Below are 18,369 nucleotides of genomic sequence, written 5' to 3'. Positions count from 1 at the left end.
TAAAAGGAAAGATACTGATAGATGTATACCTACGTATACATTACAAAATGCCTAGCCTATGATAAACTTACTATAATTCAGATGGTAGATTAAATAGTGAAAAAATAGAAAGGTTAGTTGTTCCCCACCAATTTCTTAATAATGGAGGGATTTTCATGGGTCATGAGGTAAAACGTCAAATGTATGGCCAGAAAATTGAATGTAATCATCCGTTGTATCATTTTAAACGGCAGGTATGGAATTCAAATGTGGACAGGGATCCAGCTGTTATATTTGAATGTAAGAATGATGAAGATGTCATAAGAGCTGTTCATTATGCTAATAAGAATGGATTAAAGATTACTGTACGTGGTGGAGGATTTCATCCTGCAGGGAAGTCTGTTAAAGATGGGGCAGTTCTCATCGACTTATCCCAAATGAATGATGTTCATGTGGATGAGATAAGTAAGACTGTAACAGTAGGTGCAGGAGCGAAAATATATGAAGTAGATACCATTACACAGGAGTATGGATTAGCTGTTCCATTAGGAATGGTTTCTAATATTGGCGTTTCAGGACTTGCTCTGGGTGGTGGTTTAGGTTATCTACGAGGAAAATATGGACTAACATGTGAAAATGTAGTCGGAGTTCATGTGGTAACAGGAGAAGGGAAGTTACTCTATGTTAACCGTTTTGAACATGCAGAATTATTCTGGTCCATACGTGGTGCAGGTGAAAACTTTGGAATTGTAACCAAATTAGAGATGAACTTGCATCCTGTTGGTCGCCATGTTTTAGGCATTGATGTCCTATATGATTTCAAAGATTTACAGAAAATTATAAAAAGGGTTGAGGAGTACCGTCAATCTGCAGTTGATGAAGTATCCTTTAACATTGCCATTTCTAAAGGGGATAACGGTGAAGTACATATTCGTCTCATTGGAATGTATGTCGGGGAATTGAATTTGCTTGTAGAGCGGGAAATTATTCAACCATTGCTAGAATTCGCTACGCCAATTATTGATAACACAGAAATATTGTTATACACCGATATGCAGAAAAAGTTCGACTCCTTAGTTGGTAACAGTTTTGCAATTGAAGGAATCTCGCTTTTCTTTGAAGAGTTAGGTGACGAAGTTGTACAGATGTTAATTAGTGGGTTGGAGAAAGCAAATGGGAATGTCGTTGTTCATTTACTAGAAATTCATGGTAAAGTTAATCGAATTTCGAAATATGAAACAGCTTTTGCTATTCGTGATGCTAGCTATTTATTAGTCATTGATGCTGATATTGGAAGTGATCCAGTTCATACAAAGCTATGGGTACAAGAGATGTATGATATGCTTCTACCTTATTCTTATAAACAAGTTTCCTATTTAAACAGTTCTAAAGTCTCGGAAGAGGTTATTCAAAACTCTTACAGTTGTATTATCAGTCAATTAGTAAAACTAAAATTAGAATATGATCCAGATAATCTTTTCTGTTCTGAACATAAATTACTAGATAGAAAAAGGTAAGCTCTTAAAGCTTACCTTTCTCACGTAATTTCCATTATTCGTTTCATCAACTGAATTCTATTTTTAACGTTTGCCTTTTGATAGATACGACTTAGAGCTTTTTTAACCGTAATCTCAGCGATATACAATTCTTTGGCAATATCAAGGATTGGTTTATCTTCTATTAACAGAGTGATGATATCTTGCTCTCTTGGTGTTAGAGAAAATTCTTTCGTCAATATTTCCATTTTATCTGTGTTTAGACCAGCTATAAATTGTTTCAAGTAAGGTATTAGTTTAGGGCCGCTTAAGTCTAATAGAAAAGTAGGTGTAGGTACTTCCTCATGATAATCATGGTGTGACGCCCCGTCTACGGTCTGGAACCCAAACTTATATAACAAATCTTGGAACAACTTTAATGGTGTTGAGGCAACTAATTTTCCACCAGAGAAAATTAAAGGAAATAAACTATACAATATATAAGCACGTGCTGCGTTATCGGTTGGATCTTTGTACTCTTGGTAGCGTATAAAGTAGCCTGCTGTTTCCTCAACAGGGACATTATAGTATTGTTTTTCTTCTTTGGATAGATTAGAAAAATATGCCCTCGAAACAGGCTCACTCTCAAGGAGTGGAAGTGTCTTTTCGTTAATAGGAACATTAACAGATATCCCAATCGCTTCCCCATTCTTTTTAAGCAGACTTGAACCTTGGTAGCCCATCTTTTTAATGTAATCAGGTCCTATTAATTCATATTCTAGTAGATTATGTTCTAATGATGCATTCAATGTAATGGATGTATTGCTAGTTCGGCTGTAAAAATTAGTTCTGCTTATGCTTGGATTGTCTATTAGATATTTGAAAAATTCTTCTACCTCATGGTAATTATATTCTTCTATTGGCTCAAGATACATAGAATGATCGATTGAGGTATCTTGAAAGAAAACAGACTGAATAACCTCGTCACCAAGGTGGTAGAAGAAAGAAGCAATATCTTCTTTGTTCGGTTGAGTAATGATTCGAGTATAATAGTAATGTGTGATTTGGTTAGTTAATGATTGATATCGTTCATAGTTTCTTTGCTTTAGTTCAATTCGAATTGCGTCTCGAATTAGTTCATGAATACTCCATCCCTCCTGAGTTTTTCGAATGAAAGAGAAGGAAGTTAATTCATGAAATGTATTAGTTGAGATTTCTATATTAAGTATTTCGGATATCGTATGTTGATCAAAATGATTTAATAGAGCAGCAACCTCAATTAAATTGATTAATCTTTCATTCTTTACTTCACTTAACCATCTACTGGTTAAAGCACTTAATACTTCTGTGTTACCCTTGAAGCATGAACTATCTTCCTCTACCAGACCATTACTTATCGTTGCTAGTGATAGCAACAAGGGATGTCCTTTTGTGAATTGCCATATTTTTTGAATGGAAGCTTCACTTGTTATTCCATTTTTATGTAAGAAATCATATGTATCCTGAAAATTAAAAGACGTAACCTCTATTTGTTTTGTAACGGTCCTCCAGGCTGGTGCCTCTTGCCATTCCCCTGTTAATTCTTTCCTTCCAGCAAGTATAATGGAAACTCTGGGGTGGAGTTTGCGAATAAATACATTGCGGAACCACCGATCAAGATTATCCATTTGTTCATAGGTATCAACAGCAATAATCACTTTATTCTTTTTCCCAAGATTATTAATGAGTTGAATACAATCCTGTAACGTTTTTGGTATGGTTACACCGCTATCTATATGAGTAGATAGCATGGAATGTAAGTAGTCTGTGAATCCTGTAATAGTTTGGTTGAAATCCTGCGTATCCAAATGGAGAAAAGGGATATTTTGCTTTTCAGCAATGATGGTAAACTCATATAGTAAATAGGTCTTACCAATACCACCTTTGCCATGAAAATGAATTACTTTATACGCTGGATTTTCATCTTGAATGAGATTGTAAAACAACATTAATTCGTTATTCCTACCATAGAAAGATGATTCTTCTACTTCTTGTATAACCTGATTAATACGCTTATCTGATCTGAATAACTTCAACTACTTACCCCCTAACATTAAAAAATTCTGAAAAATCCTATCATTTAAAATATAAATTAGTACTTAAGACCTGTCAAGACACAAGTTAATAATACTATTGGGGATTTTTAGCAATATATTATTAAGTTATTATTTCAATTGAATAGAAAACATATAGAATTCGCAACCTACGAGAGAACAGATAAATCTGTTCAATACCCACTAGGAGTGATCAGCTGTGGCGAATAACAATAGAAATAAGTTGTTAGTGCCAGGTGCAAAGAGTGCAATGAATCAAATGAAAGAAGAAATTGCAAATGAACTTGGTGTTCAGCCAGGAGCTGACACAACTGCACGTGAGAACGGGTCTGTGGGTGGCGAGATGGTTAAACGAATGATCAGAATCGCCGAACAAAGCATGCAAAATGGTAAAAAGTAGCATGCTCAGAAGGGAGGAGCTCATTTTTAGGGCTCCTCTTTTCTATACTGGGTTTAGTTCCTGAATCAAAATTCAAATAGAGAAAACATAATGTCTTTATCATAAAACCTTCCCATATTGATTGTAAAAAGTGTATCATAATCTAAAGAGAGTAAAGAATATTCTGAGGAGGATTCTTGATGAAACCGTTAATTGGTATTGTAACCTCAACCGAGTTAGAACAGGATTATTATTTTACATCTACTGATAATGTAAACGCGATTATAATGGCGGGTGGAATACCTGTACTATTACCTTATTACCAAGATCAAGAGACAGTGGAAGAGATTGCTAGAAAAATAGATGGTCTATATGCAACGGGTGGATATGATATTGATCCAACTTTGTTTGGAGAGGAACCACATCCTAAATTAGGGACGATTATTCCGGAGAGAGATCAATTTGAAATTGCTTTGATGAGAAAAGTATTGGAGTTGGATAAACCACTTTTAGGTGTTTGTCGAGGGAGTCAGACCTTGAATATTGCACTTGGTGGAGATATGTATCAGGACATATATGCGCAAATTCCGAACCAACTATTGCAACATCAACAAAAAGCCCCGAATAAACATGGATCTCATTTTGTGGCTGTAAAAGAAGGTTCCCTATTGAATCAACTAACCGGAAAAGCTAGACTTAGAGTAAATAGTCGCCATCATCAAGCAAATCGCAGTGTTATAGAACCACTTCAAATATGTGCACAGGCAAGTGATGGGGTAATTGAAGCAATTGAAAGTACTGCACATCGGTTTGTATTGGCTCTTCAATGGCACCCGGAAAATATGCTAGAAGTAAAAGACGAAGATTCTGAAGCCATCTTCAACGGTTTTATCAAAGCTTGTACGCGATAGATAATAGAGAGGCTCATAACTTCTAATCCCATAAAAGAAAGGATCTTTAAGTTGAAAATAATTGATACACACTGTGACGCCCTATTGAAACTTCAATATTCAAAACGCATTCCATTTAATAAAACACAACTCCGATTCAACGATTCACCAGAGCTAAATACCAATCTTCAATTCTTAAAAAAAGGAAACATCAACGTACAGTTCTTTGCGATTTTTATGATGCCCGATGTCCCAACTAATGAAAAATGGCAACATGCCCTAGAACAAATCGATATTTTTTATCATGAGATTATCAGAAAGAATCCTGAGATGAAGCATATCAAAAAGTGGCAGGATATTAAAGATTTAAAAGAAGGGGAAATAGGTGCCGTATTAACGTTGGAAGGTGCAGATGCATTTGGGAATGACCTAGCAAAGTTACGTATGTTATATCAACTTGGTGTTCTTTCTATTGGGTTAACATGGAATAACGCAAATCTATGTGCAGATGGTGTGGAAGAGCCGAGAGGTGCTGGTTTAACGTCGTTTGGTAAAGAAGTCGTCCAACTAAATAATGAACATGGCGTTCTAACAGATGTTTCCCATCTTTCCGTAAAAGCCTTTTGGGATGTAATGGAAATTGCAAAATATCCAATTGCAAGTCACTCCAATGCATTTACATTGTGCGAACATCCCCGTAATTTGAACGACGAACAAATAAAAGCAATGTTTGAACGTAATGCTATGATTCACGTGGTCTTCTGGCCACCTTTTATTAATCATGAGCGAAATGATGCTACTATCAATGACTTAATTCGCCATATTGATTATTTATGTGAGCTTGGTGGAGTTCGCCATATTGGACTTGGATCAGACTTTGATGGAATTTCTTCCTTTGTTACGGATTTAGAGAATGCTTCCAAGTATCAAAATCTGATTAATCAACTTCTTAAACATTACTCAGAAGAAGAAGTTAAAGGATTTGCACATCAGAATTTTATCAATCACTATGTAAAATCGTAATTGTTGAGATTAGAGATGTATTTATTGCTATCAAGTCCATAAAAAAATGCATAGAAAAAGTTTCCAGTCATATACTGTTATGTTATTTGGAATGCCTACTCACTAAGTTGCATATGATGAATAAAGCATTTTTTCCTATACAGGGGAATGCCGGTAAAGTCATTTCACAACTTGTGTGAGGAGGATTATGCAATCATGTGTGGAATAACCGGTATTGTTGATTTGAATAATTATGTAAGAAAAAATCGGAAAGCATTTTTAGAATTAACGGATTCATTAACAACAAACGGAACATCAAATGTATGGTTTAGTACATTCGTAGGGTTTGGAAGTAAATATGCTGGTAAAGATCAACGGATCATGCAAACAAAAGCAAATGGAGATATGTATTCAATCGTTTTTGGTGGTTTTTTATCTGATATGGGGCGTGTTCAATCTTTGCTTTTCGAAAAAGGGCACTCATTTCAAACGCCGTCCGAGGCTGAGATGGTGTTACATGCATTTATAGAATGGAGAGAAAAATGCCTGGAAGTACTAAATGGCAGTTTTATTTTTGCGATATGGGATGAGGCTTACCAACAGTTATTTATTACACGTAGTCCATCTGCTGATGAACCTGTTTTTTATGTGCATGACTCCCAGTTTATCATTTTTGGGACCAAGGTAGATCCAATCGTTAACTATCTTCAAGAAGAAAGCAACAATATAAAAGAATTACCACAAGGTCATTCCTTGCTTTTCTCAGGAGGTCATACTAAGCTCAGGAAATATTGAAAAACATGAAAAAGCAGTGGCATCGTAACCACTGCTTTTTATAATGAATTCGAATGAACATATCTCTAGGAATATACTTAAAAATTGGTTGTATTCGAAGAGTTTGTCGCTTTTTTAATAGAAACTGCGCAGTACATACTGTTAACCCCCATAATTAAGTCGGGATAGTGGTATGTTACCGCTCCGGCAGAATACTCCGCTTTTACTGTCAGCACAGTGGCGACATCTGCTCGAAAAGACCGTCGCAGTGTCTACCTTGCCGCGGGCCCGGCCTCAGCCTCCTCGAGGAAAGTTCGCCTCTCTAGGGGTCTTCGGACACGTGCTAATCCCGCAGGACAAGGAAGTCTACGGCAGCGTAATCATCGCACGAAGAAAATTGTTCTTTATTTTCGAGGAGTCTCCGTATTCTGCCTGCGCTAGTTTAAGCTTTCTAATTGAAGGTAGCAAATGATTTTTGTATTGGTTTTAATTTCATTTGTTTTAATTTATTTCACTCAACACTAGCGCAGGAAATACACGGAGACTCCTGCGGGAGGATAGGCATCGGTGAGACCCCGCAGTGCGATAGCGCGAGGAGGCTCACCAGCCGCCCGCGGAAAGCGGAGTGTATTTCCGTAGCGGGTATGATGCGCTATACAAAAATGCTTATTTACCGCATAGTTTCTATCTACTAATTGTTAAATTAATGTGAGCTGAAAAACAACAGTCTTTTAGATGTTAGCAAAAAAATTATAAAGCAACTAACAAAATAGGCATGTATTAGTTTCATATGAATATATTGTAATAGAAAAATTGGTACATGCATCGATATGCCAATTTTCCTAATTCATATTCTATGAAAAGGGGTGTTGTTAAGATGTCTGAATTTATGGCAGAATTGGTTGGCACAATGATTTTGATTATCTTTGGTGGCGGTGTGGTAGGTGGAGTTGTGTTGAAGAACTCCAAAGCAGAAGGGGCCGGATGGATTGTAATTACCGTCGGATGGGGTCTCGCGGTGGCAATGGCAGTTTATGCTGTAGGTGGGATTTCTGGAGCGCATGTTAACCCAGCGGTTACGGTCGGTTTTGCTGCAGTAGGTGAGTTTGCATGGGCAAAAGTACCATTATATATTGCGGCACAAATGCTTGGTGCTATAATTGGGGGAGCAGTAGTATACTTAACCTACTTAGCCCATTGGCGTAAGACTGATGACCCAGCCACAAAGCTTGCCGTATTTTCAACTGCTCCAGCAGAGCGCAGCACGTTTGCAAATTTCTTGACGGAGACAATTGGGACTTTCGTGTTATTACTAGGTCTAATGTTTATTGGAACAAATGAATTTACAGAAGGCCTAAATCCCTTAATTGTCGGTTTACTTATTGTAGCTATTGGGGTTTCTTTAGGTGGACCTACTGGGTATGCAATTAACCCTGCTCGTGATTTAGGACCAAGAATTGCACATGCATTGCTACCGATTCCAGGTAAAGGCGGAAATGACTGGGGGTACTCATGGATACCAGTTGCTGGACCTATCTTTGGTGGAATTTATGGTGCGGTATTCTTTAAGGCATTTTTCGAAGGTAATTTTTCGGCATTATTCTGGATTATGAGTGTGTTGGTGTTATTAGTTATTATTGGAGCAGTTAATGAAGATTTTAAAAAACAAGGTGTAAGTGCATAACAAGTATTAATAAGTAATTTTTAAATATGAGAGGGGTGTCTTCATGGAAGAGAAATTTATTATGGCGTTAGACCAAGGAACAACAAGTTCTAGAGCTATATTATTTGACCATCAAGGACAAATTGTAGAAACGGCTCAAAGAGAGTTTGAGCAATTCTTTCCAAAACCTGGTTGGGTAGAGCATGACGCGAATGAAATTTGGACATCAGTTCTAGCATGTATTGCGGAAGTCCTAAGGAAAGCAGATGTGAATCCAAGCCAAGTTGCTGGTATCGGAATTACTAACCAGCGTGAAACTACAGTAGTTTGGGATAAAAATACGGGCAGACCAGTTTATAAAGCAATTGTTTGGCAATCACGGCAAACGGCAGATATTTGTAATGAATTAAATGAAAAGGGTTACAATGATTTATTCCGAGATAAAACGGGACTGTTGATTGATGCGTATTTCTCTGGAACAAAAGTAAAATGGATTCTAGATAATGTTGAGGGTGCACGTGAAAAGGCGGAGAATGGTGATCTTCTGTTCGGAACCATTGATACATGGTTAGTTTATAAGCTATCTGGCGGAAAAGCTCATGTAACCGATTATTCTAATGCTTCCCGTACATTAATGTTCAATATCTATGATTTAAAATGGGATGATGAATTATTAGATATCTTAACGGTACCTAAGAGTATGCTTCCTGAAGTTCGTCAATCATCAGAAATATATGCTAATACAGTGGACTATCATTTCTTTGGTCATGAAGTGCCAATTGCGGGGATTGCTGGTGACCAACAAGCAGCATTATTCGGTCAGGCTTGCTTTGAAACAGGAATGGCGAAAAACACGTACGGCACTGGTTGCTTCATGCTAATGAACACTGGGGATAAAGGTGTGAAATCAGAGCATGGTCTACTAACCACCTTAGCATGGGGTGTTGATGGAAAAGTAGAATACGCACTGGAAGGTAGTATATTTGTTGCAGGATCAGCTATTCAATGGCTTCGTGATGGTTTACGAATCATTAATAGTGCACCGGAAAGTGAAGGGTATGCTACAAAGGTAGAATCAACAGATGGCGTGTACTTAGTACCGGCATTCGTTGGACTAGGAACACCGTACTGGGATAGTGATGCCCGTGGTGCTGTATTTGGTATAACTCGTGGTACCTCTAAAGAGCATTTCATTCGTGCAACACTGGAGTCTCTTGCCTACCAAACAAGAGATGTTTTAGACGCGATGATTGCGGATTCAGGAATTGACTTAAAAACACTACGCGTGGATGGTGGGGCTGTAAAGAATGACTTCTTAATGCAGTTCCAAAGTGACATTCTTGGTGTACCTGTTGATCGCCCTGTAGTTCAGGAAACAACTGCGCTCGGTGCAGCATACTTAGCAGGTTTAGCTGTTGGTTATTGGGAGAATAAAGAGGAAATTGCACAGCAATGGCAAAATGACAAAACATTCGAAAACACGATGGATGCTAGTGTTAAGGATGATTTATATGCTGGCTGGCAAAAGGCTGTTGAAGCAACACGAGCATTTAAACGCTAATTAAATATATCAAACAGAGACCAATGGACCCTAACGACAAGATGACGCTAGGGTCCTTTTTAAAATAAATCGGGGGGATTTTGGATGAAAAAAATTATTAATGATCCAAATCAAGTAGTACAGGACATGATTGATGGCTTGGTTGCAGCAAATCCTAAGCACATAAAACAAGTACCGGACACATTTGTAGTAGCGCGAAAAGATGCACCAGTAAGCGGAAAGGTTGCACTGATAAGTGGTGGTGGAAGTGGACATGAACCAGCACATGCAGGCTATATTGGAAAAGGAATGCTTGATGCAGCGGTTTGTGGAGAGGTTTTTACATCGCCAACTCCTGACCAAGTCTATGAAGCTATTAAAGCTGTAGACGGTGGTGCAGGTGTATTCCTTGTAATCAAGAATTATACTGGGGATGTAATGAACTTTGAAATGGCTAGAGAGCTTGCTGAAGCAGATGGGATTCAAGTTGAGACTGTTATTGTCAATGATGATGTAGCGGTAGAGGATAGCTCCTTTACAACTGGACGCCGTGGAATTGCTGGGACAGTATTTGTCCATAAAATTGCAGGTGCAATGGCAGATAGCGGTGCAAGTTTAGAAGAAGTAAAAGCAGTCGCGGAAAAAGTAGTTACTAATGTGCGCTCAATGGGAATGGCACTCACACCATGTACTGTTCCGGCAGCAGGTGAACCAAGCTTTGAACTTGCAGAGAATGAAATGGAAATTGGCATGGGAATCCATGGAGAACCAGGTATTAATCGAGGGACAATTGCAACCGCTGATGAAATAGCCACTACGTTAACAGAAAAAATATTGGAAGACCGTGATTTCACTGGGGATGTTGCTGTATTAGTCAATGGGTTAGGGGCTACTCCTGAGATGGAATTATATATCATGAATAAAAAGGTTCATGAATTGTTAACTAACAAGGGGATTAATGTCTATAAAACATTCGTTGGCGAATATATGACATCTCTCGAAATGGCAGGATGTTCCGTCACCATCCTTCAGTTAGATGATGAACTAAAGGAATTATTAGACAGAGAATCAGCTGCTCCAGCATTTCGTATATAGAGAAGGGGAGATTTCATGGAATTAGGCGTTCCAGATATCATAAAGTGGTTTGAGTTGGCAAACGAAAAAATTCAACATCATAAGGATTATTTAACTGCACTCGACCGACCAATTGGGGATGGTGATCATGGGATTAACATGGCTAGAGGCTACCAAGAAGCAGTGAATAAAATTATGGCCAAGAGTTATACCGAGCCATCAGAGGTATTAAAAGATGCATCTATGGCATTATTAGCAAAGGTTGGCGGAGCTTCCGGACCATTATATGGAACAGCTTTCTTGAAAATGTCAGTAGCGGTGAAGGGGCATGAGGTACTTAGTTTGGCTACACTTGCAAAGGGGGTAGAAGCAGGTCTTACAGGATTAAAACAACGTGGGAAATCTGATGTTGGGGAAAAAACACTAGTAGATGTTTGGAATCCAGTGGTTGAGTATATAACCGGAGAAGAGTTCCGTTCAGATGGTTTAATTGAAATTATCAGGGAAGCTTTAGAGTCATCAAAAGATACGATGGCAACAAAAGGTAGGGCAGCATATTTCAAGGAAAAGTCCATTGGTCATATAGACCCTGGATCAGCATCTTCCTTCTATATTTTCGAGGCTCTAGCTGAAGTGATGAAGGAGAAAGAATAAGATGGATTATGTAGGGATTGTACTAGTGTCACATAGTTCAAAAATAGTCGAGGGATTATCCGAAATCATTAGGCAAGTAATTCATGATGTACCAATAGCAATAGCAGGTGGAACAGATGAATATGAGATCGGTACAAACGTTGAAATGATCATGTCCGCCATAACAACCGCTAACACTGGTAAGGGAGTTCTCGTATTCTATGACCTTGGCAGTGCCAAAATGAATGCTGAAATTGCAGGAGAAATGCTAGATTCAATAGAGATAAAAATAGTAGATGCTCCATTAATAGAAGGAGCGTATGTTGCTGCAGTCGAGTCTAACATGGGCAAGACACTTGATGAAGTTTATGAAGCGGTTATAAAAGAATTTTAATCAAAAGGGTTAGCGTCCTTATCTAAGGACGCTAGACCCTTTATAACTCCAATATTTAATACGTCCCGTTAGTTAATCTAGCGAATAGTTGATAGAAACTGTGTGGTAACATTATTAGATATGGTGAAGCTCGATGCTACCGCTCCGGCAGAATACTCCGCTTTCCACGGGCACGGCCTCAGCCTCCTCGAGGAAAGATCGCCTCTGCGGGGTCTTCGGACACGTGCTATTCCCGTAGGAGTCTCCGTATTCTGCCTGCGCTAGTTTAGTTTTCTAATTAATGTTAGAAGTAAAATTATGTAATTACATAATTAGATGCCATTAATTTTATTCTTTTACTTCATACTAGCGAAGGAAATACACGGAGACTCCTTGAAAAAGAAAATCACTTTTTCTGCGTGCGATGTATCGCTTCGTAGCGTTCCTTGTCCTGCGGGAGGAAAGGCATCGGTGAGACCCCTAAAGAAGTAAGCACGAGGAGGCTCACCAGCCGCCCGCGGAAAGCGGAGTGTATTTCCGAAGCGAGTATGATGCTCCCAAATATTATCAGTGCACTTTGTAATTAGCAACAAATTGTACGAAAGTTAAAATGGGAAATATTCTTCTAGTTCTTCATCATAGTAGTACCATAGACCATCGTATTCATCAAAGTATGTCCAAGCCTGTAAATACTCATCATAGTAATACCACTGGTCCTCGACTTCGTCATAATAACTCCATTCCCCGGTTTCCTCATCGTAATGCATATTAGGGTCAGTATTTGGATCAACATACCCTTCATCAGTAAAGGAATCTATACTCTCTTCCTCAGACCAATATTCTTCATGGTACTCATTTCCCTCGTCATACCAGTTGTCATAGTTAGAATTTTCATCTTCAAAGTATTCCCAAAGCGCATCACCAAACTCTGCCCAGAAGTCCTCATAATCATACTCCCAGTAATTATAGTAATCCTCATCCTCGGAATACTCACCACCATCAAAGTAGCCTTCACTCCATGATTCCTCGTTGTACGTATCTCCATAAAATTGTGCGAGAATATCCTCTTCATTCATCGGTTGATTAATCCAGGACTCAATTAGAGAATGGACGGTATAGAGTGGAATGCTAAATCCGATGGAAGCTTCCTCAATACTTTCTGCTGAGTTAATAGCCACAATTTTTTCCGACACCTTATTTATTAAGGGACCACCACTACTTCCGGGTGATATTGGAGCCGAAATTTGATACAAGTTTTCATAAACGTAAGGATCAATTACAAAGCTACGATTCTTCCCGGTAATGTAACCCATTGTGGCAGTGTTTTCTAGTCCAAGCGGGCTACCAAGAGCAATGATTTCTTCACCTATTTTAGAAGAGTCCGAGATTTCTAGTTCGAAAGGTTCAATACCTACTAAGTCTGGAACATGTATAACGGCAACATCAGTTTCGTTCGAATAACCAATAACCGTTCCAGGATACTCGGTACCGTTAATGGTTTTGATGAATACCTTGGTTTCCCCCTCGACTACATGAGCATTCGTAACAACGGCACCATTATCATTATATAGAAAACCAGACCCTTGGCTGTACTGTGTAAAAACGGTATAGACGGTTTCCTGTGCAGTTGCGATAATATCCGTTAGTTCTCGTTTTTGCTCATCTTGTAATTCTTGTTTCTCCGTAGTAGGTGCAGTAGTTTCCACAACTTCAGGCTCTTGTTCTGGTTCAGGTACCTGAGAAGTAACGTTCTCTGATGCCAAGTTTTCCGGTACGTTTGAATAAAAAGTAGTCACAACAAAAACACTTAGTGCTATGGAACCGACTAATAAAAGGGATAAGAATATAATAGTAAATGGATTCAACTTCTGCTTAATTTTCTGTTTAGCTCCACAATGAGGACAAAAATTTGAATTAGGCCGCCGCTCTCTTCCACACGATTGACAGAACATAATCGAACCTCTTTCCATGTAGTAAGTACTATAATTATAGCACGAAAAGTCTAGTTTTAAGCGTGGTGTAACGGATTTTGTGGTAGGTTTTTAGGTTGGTAATATACTAGTTTAACTTGTAGGGTGGGGAACAATCCGTCCCAACCCTACAAACCTATGAAAGTCAACTACAATTTATAACCTGTCCTACTCTTAAATCGCTTCAAAATAACCGAACTCTCAACTCTTGTTATTCCCTCAACAGAGTAAAGTTGATCATTAATAAAGGTTTCAAGCTTTTGAAAATCCTCCACCAATACATGGGTATGGAGTGTACTAGGTCCTGTCATTTGATAGATACTTGCGACATTTGGATTGTTAGCTAAATTCTGTGCTACCTTTTGTAATTGTCTAGGTTCCACATCGACTTCAAAAAATGCGGACACCTTCATTCCTATTTTTTCAGAATTAATAACAACAGAAAACTTCTCTATGATTCCTTTATCTTTCAGGTTTTTAACGCGATCCTTTACTGCAACGCGTGAAAGTCCAACTTTTTCTGCTAGTTCCACATAGGATAACCGACCATCTTCTGATAAAAGCGATAGTAACTGTTTATCAATTTCATCGATTTTCATATTCATTCATCTCCATGTCATATATTGGTATTATTATAGGTTAAATATGACCAAAAAGAAAGTAATTGAAAGAAAATGGCTTTAAAAGTTAAGGGTGTATTCGTATATGCTTAATTTTTGAAGAATATTAGATTGACAGAATACTATATCTTTCGTAATATGATATATAATTTCGAAGATTCTTAGGGAGGGTATTAAATGCTTACGTTTAATCATCAATCTTATCCACATTCTAATACTAGACATTCTACATATGGAAAAAAGGGTATGGTAGCCACATCCCAACCACTAGCAGCACAAGCTGGGCTAGAAATCTTAAAAAAAGGCGGAAATGCTATTGATGCAGCAATTGCAACAGCTGCATGCTTAACCGTTGTAGAACCAACATCTAATGGCATTGGTGGAGATGCATTTGCATTGGTTTGGACAAAAGATGAATTACATGGATTAAACTCCAGTGGGAAAGCGCCAAAGGCTATTTCAATTGATGCAGTCAAAGAAGCCGGACATGATGAAATTCCAACTCATGGTTGGATCCCTGTTACCGTACCAGGTGTCCCTGGTGCATGGGCGGAGCTTTCAGAGAAGTTTGGGAGACTACCACTTGAAGAAGTGTTAGAGCCTGCTATTCAGTATGCTCAAGAGGGGTATCCGGTTTCTCCAACGTTAGGGAAGTACTGGAACTTTGCCTATAAATCTTTTAAGGAAAAATTAACGGACGATGTGTTCAAGCACTGGTTTGATACTTTTGCACCAAATGGAAGAGCACCTAAGGTAGGGGAAGTATGGTCATCAAAAGGCCATGCAGAAACCCTAAGGTCCATTGGCAAAACAAATGCGAAATCCTTTTATCATGGGGAATTAGCAGAAAAAATTTCTCAATTCTCAAATGAAACGGGTGGCTATTTAACGGCAGAGGACCTAGCAGAGTTTCAACCAGAATGGGTGAAGCCAATCAACGTCAATTATCGTGGTTATGATGTTTGGGAAATACCACCAAATGGTCAAGGTATTGTTGCACTACAAGCTTTAAACATCCTAAAAGGTTTTGAATTTCCAGAGCGTGACTCTGTAAATACATTCCATAAGCAGATAGAAGCATTAAAATTAGCATTTGCTGACGCTGGAAAACATGTAACCGATGAAGGGCATATGAAGGTAAAAGCTGAACAACTACTTAGTGATGACTATGGTGAGCTGCGCAGAAAACTTATTGGAGAGGAAGCATTATTACCTGAAGCGGGTGACCCGTCATTAAGTGGAACAGTATATTTAGCAGCTGCTGATGGTGAAGGCAATATGATTTCCTATATTCAGAGTAACTACATGGGATTTGGTTCTGGTCTAGTAGTTCCTGGCACTGGAATTGCTTTACAAAACCGTGGGCATAACTTTTCAATGGACCCAGAACACGTCAATGCACTAGCTGGTGGAAAGCGTACGTATCATACCATTATCCCTGGATTTATGACAAAGGGAGATCAACCAGTTGGTCCATTTGGTGTCATGGGAGGTTTTATGCAACCACAGGGACATGTCCAAGTCGTGATGAATACGATTGATTTTGGAATGAATCCACAAGCAGCTCTGGATGCACCACGTTGGCAATGGATGAAGGAGAAAGTTGTGGAGGTAGAAAATCGCTTTCCACACCATTTAGCACAAGGTTTAGCTGAAAAAGGGCATCATATAAAAATAGCATTAGAGCCAAATAGCTTTGGTCGGGGACAAATTATCTGGCGGAATCCCGAAACAGGTGTATTAGTTGGTGGGACGGAATCAAGAACGGATGGTACTGTTGCAGCTTGGTAAGACGTCTAACTGAAAGGTGAATATACATTTATGAGAACACAATGGAATTTATTCTTAGCTTTCTTTCGGGTAGGAATCTTGGGCTACGGTGGTGGCCCTGCTTCGATTCCTCTCATTCATAAAGAAGTGGTTTCAACGTATAAGTGGATGAAAGACGAAGAATTTGGTGACATGCTAGCACTAGCTAACACCCTTCCAGGTCCAATCGCCACTAAACTAGCGGGTTATATAGGGTATCGAGTATCTGGTGTACTTGGTTTGATTAATGCTGTATTAGCAACAATTCTACCTACTATTGTATTATTAATTATCTTACTTTCGACGCTTGCCTCTTTTAAAGATATTGATTGGGTGAAGGGAATGACAGCAGCAGTAATCCCTGTTGTAGGGATGATGATGGCCACCTTGACCTGGCAGTTTTTTGATAAAGCAAGAAAAGGGATGGGATGGCTCCAAACGATTATCATGACAGCTGCTGTCTTTATATTCCTTTTCTTCTTGGATATACATCCTGGAATCATAATAGCTGTCTTAATCACTTCTGCACTCGTAATCCGGGATAAAAAACGTGAAAAAGGAGTGAAAGCCTAATGCTAACGTATTGGGAAATATTCTTGGCCTTTTTCATTCCAGGGATACTTGGCTATGGTGGTGGACCTGCCTCGATTCCACTAGTTGAAAATGAGGTAGTAGGTAGATATGGTTGGATGTCTGTTCAAGAATTTAGTGAAGTATTAGCAGTAGCAAACTCCCTTCCAGGACCAATCGCTACTAAAATGGCAGGTTACATTGGGTTCGAAGTAGGAGGAATTCCAGGAGCGATAATCGGAGTATTTGCAACCGTTGCACCATCACTAATTATTCTGATTGCATTACTTGGACTGTTATACAAATATAAGGAATCTCCGAAAGTAAAACGAATCACATTATTTGTTCGTCCGGTAATAGCAATCCTGTTAGGACTAATGGCTTGGAGATTTTTCTCAGAATCTTATGTAGGGATAGGACTATTACACACCGCAATTATTGGCGTTCTAAGCTATGTATTAATTGAACGGATTAAGGTACATCCAGCATTTGTAATTTTAGGTGCATTTGTATATGGTGGATTATTATTATAATAAAAATGCTACGTATCTGGTGGGTACGTAGCATTTTTGGTATAGCATTTTAAATGTAACCAATTACTTAACTAACCCGAGCTGCTTCAATCCCTGATAAACTCCAGCCTCTTCCACATTGGTTGTGGTATACTTCGCAAATTGAAATACATCTGGATGAGCATTTCCCATAGCAAAACTCGCACCGACTGTCTCGAACATTTCTTTATCATTCATTCCATCTCCAAAAGCAATTGCCTCTTGAGGTGAAATATCTAAGTGTTTTAGTGCAACTTTAACTGCCTCCCCCTTGTTGGCGGACAATCGAATAACATCATAACAGTTATTTAACCCATTAACATTTACATCAGCAAGTCGAATATCATCATCTATTTGATATAAATAAGCTTCTTCTGGACGTACATTAATCAATGAAGCTCCAAGTACATAGTTGGTCATCTCTTCCTGAATAGCGTAAAGAGCCTTATTTGTTACTTGAAATAGTTCTGTAAAATGCTTAACAATTGGAGAATCGACATTTATTGTATAATTACTTTCGCTAGTATAAAGGATTAGTTCATGGTTATGCTCTTTAGCTATTTTTATATAATCTAATACGATGTCTTTTTTCATTGGTGCATCCAATATATTGCTACCTTGGTAAACAGCATAAGCGCCATTATAACCTATGTAAGATTGAATGTTTAGATCCTCCGCTAGTTCACTTAGTTCATGGGCAGGTCTCCCAGTAGCTAAGAAAACTTCCATACCCTGTTCCTGAATCTGTTTAATAGCTTCCTTTGTTTTCGGGTGGTATGTATGATCTGGTTTTAAAATAGTGCCATCAATATCTAAGAATAAAATCTTGTATGTCATATGCATCTCCTCAACATCTCATGATGAAGCTAGTTTATCATAGAAAACAAAAGTAATCGAACAAGATGGATTATACAAATTAACCGAAAACAGTAGTAAAAACGGTATATATTTATGTTAAGATAAGGGAAGAGGTA

The 18,369-nt window shown here is 38.5% G+C and carries 17 protein-coding genes; 13 read left to right on the top strand and 4 right to left on the bottom strand.

The features are described 5' to 3' along the window. The first annotated feature begins 155 nt into the window (after window positions 1-155). Window positions 156-1,496, top strand: a complete 1,341-nt coding sequence (locus tag BN999_RS18850; RefSeq protein WP_096274068.1) for an FAD-binding oxidoreductase — start codon at window positions 156-158, stop codon at window positions 1,494-1,496. Between the two features lie 20 nt (window positions 1,497-1,516). Here BN999_RS18850 and BN999_RS18845 read toward each other — a convergent pair whose 3' ends face one another. Further along, window positions 1,517-3,529 carry a helix-turn-helix domain-containing protein gene (locus tag BN999_RS18845; protein WP_096274066.1) on the bottom strand — a complete coding sequence of 671 codons (2,013 nt, stop codon included), beginning with the start codon at window positions 3,527-3,529 and terminating at the stop codon, window positions 1,517-1,519. Window positions 3,530-3,746: 217 nt separating this feature from the next. On the opposite strand from BN999_RS18845, the gene BN999_RS18840 reads away from it, so the two are divergent. From BN999_RS18840 to dhaM, 9 genes are all read left to right on the top strand, one after another. Further along, window positions 3,747-3,947 (top strand): alpha/beta-type small acid-soluble spore protein, encoded by a 201-nt coding sequence (locus BN999_RS18840; protein ID WP_096274064.1) that lies wholly within the window; start codon window positions 3,747-3,749, stop codon window positions 3,945-3,947. A 179-nt stretch (window positions 3,948-4,126) separates the two neighbouring features. Continuing rightward, on the top strand, window positions 4,127-4,837 hold the full coding sequence (locus tag BN999_RS18835; protein ID WP_096274062.1) for a gamma-glutamyl-gamma-aminobutyrate hydrolase family protein: 711 nt from the start codon (window positions 4,127-4,129) through the stop codon (window positions 4,835-4,837). Window positions 4,838-4,888: 51 nt separating this feature from the next. Continuing rightward, the gene (locus tag BN999_RS18830) at window positions 4,889-5,839 is read left to right on the top strand and encodes a dipeptidase (protein WP_096274061.1); all 951 of its coding nucleotides are present in this window, start codon (window positions 4,889-4,891) and stop codon (window positions 5,837-5,839) included. Between the two features lie 195 nt (window positions 5,840-6,034). Continuing rightward, window positions 6,035-6,613, top strand: coding sequence for a hypothetical protein (locus BN999_RS18825; RefSeq protein ID WP_176482041.1), 579 nt, complete (start codon window positions 6,035-6,037; stop codon window positions 6,611-6,613). 856 nt (window positions 6,614-7,469) lie between these two features. After that, on the top strand, window positions 7,470-8,276 hold the full coding sequence (locus tag BN999_RS18820; protein WP_096274058.1) for an MIP/aquaporin family protein: 807 nt from the start codon (window positions 7,470-7,472) through the stop codon (window positions 8,274-8,276). Window positions 8,277-8,319: 43 nt separating this feature from the next. After that, a complete protein-coding gene (gene glpK / locus BN999_RS18815; RefSeq protein WP_096274056.1) occupies window positions 8,320-9,816 on the top strand; it encodes a glycerol kinase GlpK in 1,497 nt (498 codons plus the stop codon). Between the two features lie 84 nt (window positions 9,817-9,900). Continuing rightward, window positions 9,901-10,890 carry a dihydroxyacetone kinase subunit DhaK gene (gene dhaK / locus BN999_RS18810; RefSeq protein ID WP_096274054.1) on the top strand — a complete coding sequence of 330 codons (990 nt, stop codon included), beginning with the start codon at window positions 9,901-9,903 and terminating at the stop codon, window positions 10,888-10,890. A 15-nt stretch (window positions 10,891-10,905) separates the two neighbouring features. Further along, window positions 10,906-11,523 carry a dihydroxyacetone kinase subunit DhaL gene (gene dhaL / locus BN999_RS18805; protein ID WP_096274052.1) on the top strand — a complete coding sequence of 206 codons (618 nt, stop codon included), beginning with the start codon at window positions 10,906-10,908 and terminating at the stop codon, window positions 11,521-11,523. A gap of 1 nt (window position 11,524) precedes the next feature. Next, a complete protein-coding gene (gene dhaM, locus BN999_RS18800) occupies window positions 11,525-11,896 on the top strand; it encodes a dihydroxyacetone kinase phosphoryl donor subunit DhaM (RefSeq protein ID WP_096274050.1) in 372 nt (123 codons plus the stop codon). A gap of 584 nt (window positions 11,897-12,480) precedes the next feature. Here dhaM and BN999_RS18795 read toward each other — a convergent pair. Together BN999_RS18795 and BN999_RS18790 are read right to left on the bottom strand one after the other, a co-directional pair. Then, window positions 12,481-13,827: a trypsin-like peptidase domain-containing protein gene (locus BN999_RS18795; RefSeq protein WP_096274048.1), complete on the bottom strand. Its 1,347-nt coding sequence runs from the start codon at window positions 13,825-13,827 to the stop codon at window positions 12,481-12,483. A 167-nt stretch (window positions 13,828-13,994) separates the two neighbouring features. Further along, window positions 13,995-14,444 (bottom strand): Lrp/AsnC family transcriptional regulator, encoded by a 450-nt coding sequence (locus BN999_RS18790; RefSeq protein ID WP_096274047.1) that lies wholly within the window; start codon window positions 14,442-14,444, stop codon window positions 13,995-13,997. Window positions 14,445-14,642: 198 nt separating this feature from the next. Between BN999_RS18790 and BN999_RS18785 the strand changes: the two genes are divergently transcribed. The 3 genes from BN999_RS18785 to BN999_RS18775 are packed head-to-tail and all read left to right on the top strand — an operon-like array spanning window position 14,643 to window position 17,377. Beyond that, the gene (locus tag BN999_RS18785; protein ID WP_096274045.1) at window positions 14,643-16,256 is read left to right on the top strand and encodes a gamma-glutamyltransferase family protein; all 1,614 of its coding nucleotides are present in this window, start codon (window positions 14,643-14,645) and stop codon (window positions 16,254-16,256) included. A gap of 30 nt (window positions 16,257-16,286) precedes the next feature. After that, window positions 16,287-16,847: a chromate transporter gene (locus BN999_RS18780; RefSeq protein WP_096274043.1), complete on the top strand. Its 561-nt coding sequence runs from the start codon at window positions 16,287-16,289 to the stop codon at window positions 16,845-16,847. Then, window positions 16,847-17,377 (top strand): chromate transporter, encoded by a 531-nt coding sequence (locus BN999_RS18775; RefSeq protein ID WP_096274041.1) that lies wholly within the window; start codon window positions 16,847-16,849, stop codon window positions 17,375-17,377. The genes BN999_RS18780 and BN999_RS18775 overlap by 1 nt, the downstream gene beginning before the upstream one ends. A gap of 63 nt (window positions 17,378-17,440) precedes the next feature. Here the strand turns inward: BN999_RS18775 and BN999_RS18770 are convergent, their stop codons facing one another. Then, the gene (locus BN999_RS18770; protein WP_096274039.1) at window positions 17,441-18,232 is read right to left on the bottom strand and encodes an HAD family hydrolase; all 792 of its coding nucleotides are present in this window, start codon (window positions 18,230-18,232) and stop codon (window positions 17,441-17,443) included. Window positions 18,233-18,369: the final 137 nt, after the last annotated feature.

It is taken from the genome of Paucisalibacillus globulus (assembly GCF_900184735.1).
GTDB classification, from domain to species: domain Bacteria; phylum Bacillota; class Bacilli; order Bacillales; family Amphibacillaceae; genus Ornithinibacillus; species Ornithinibacillus globulus_B.
Note: the sequence above shows the minus strand (reverse complement) of the source record. Positions and strands in the feature narration are given on the sequence as shown.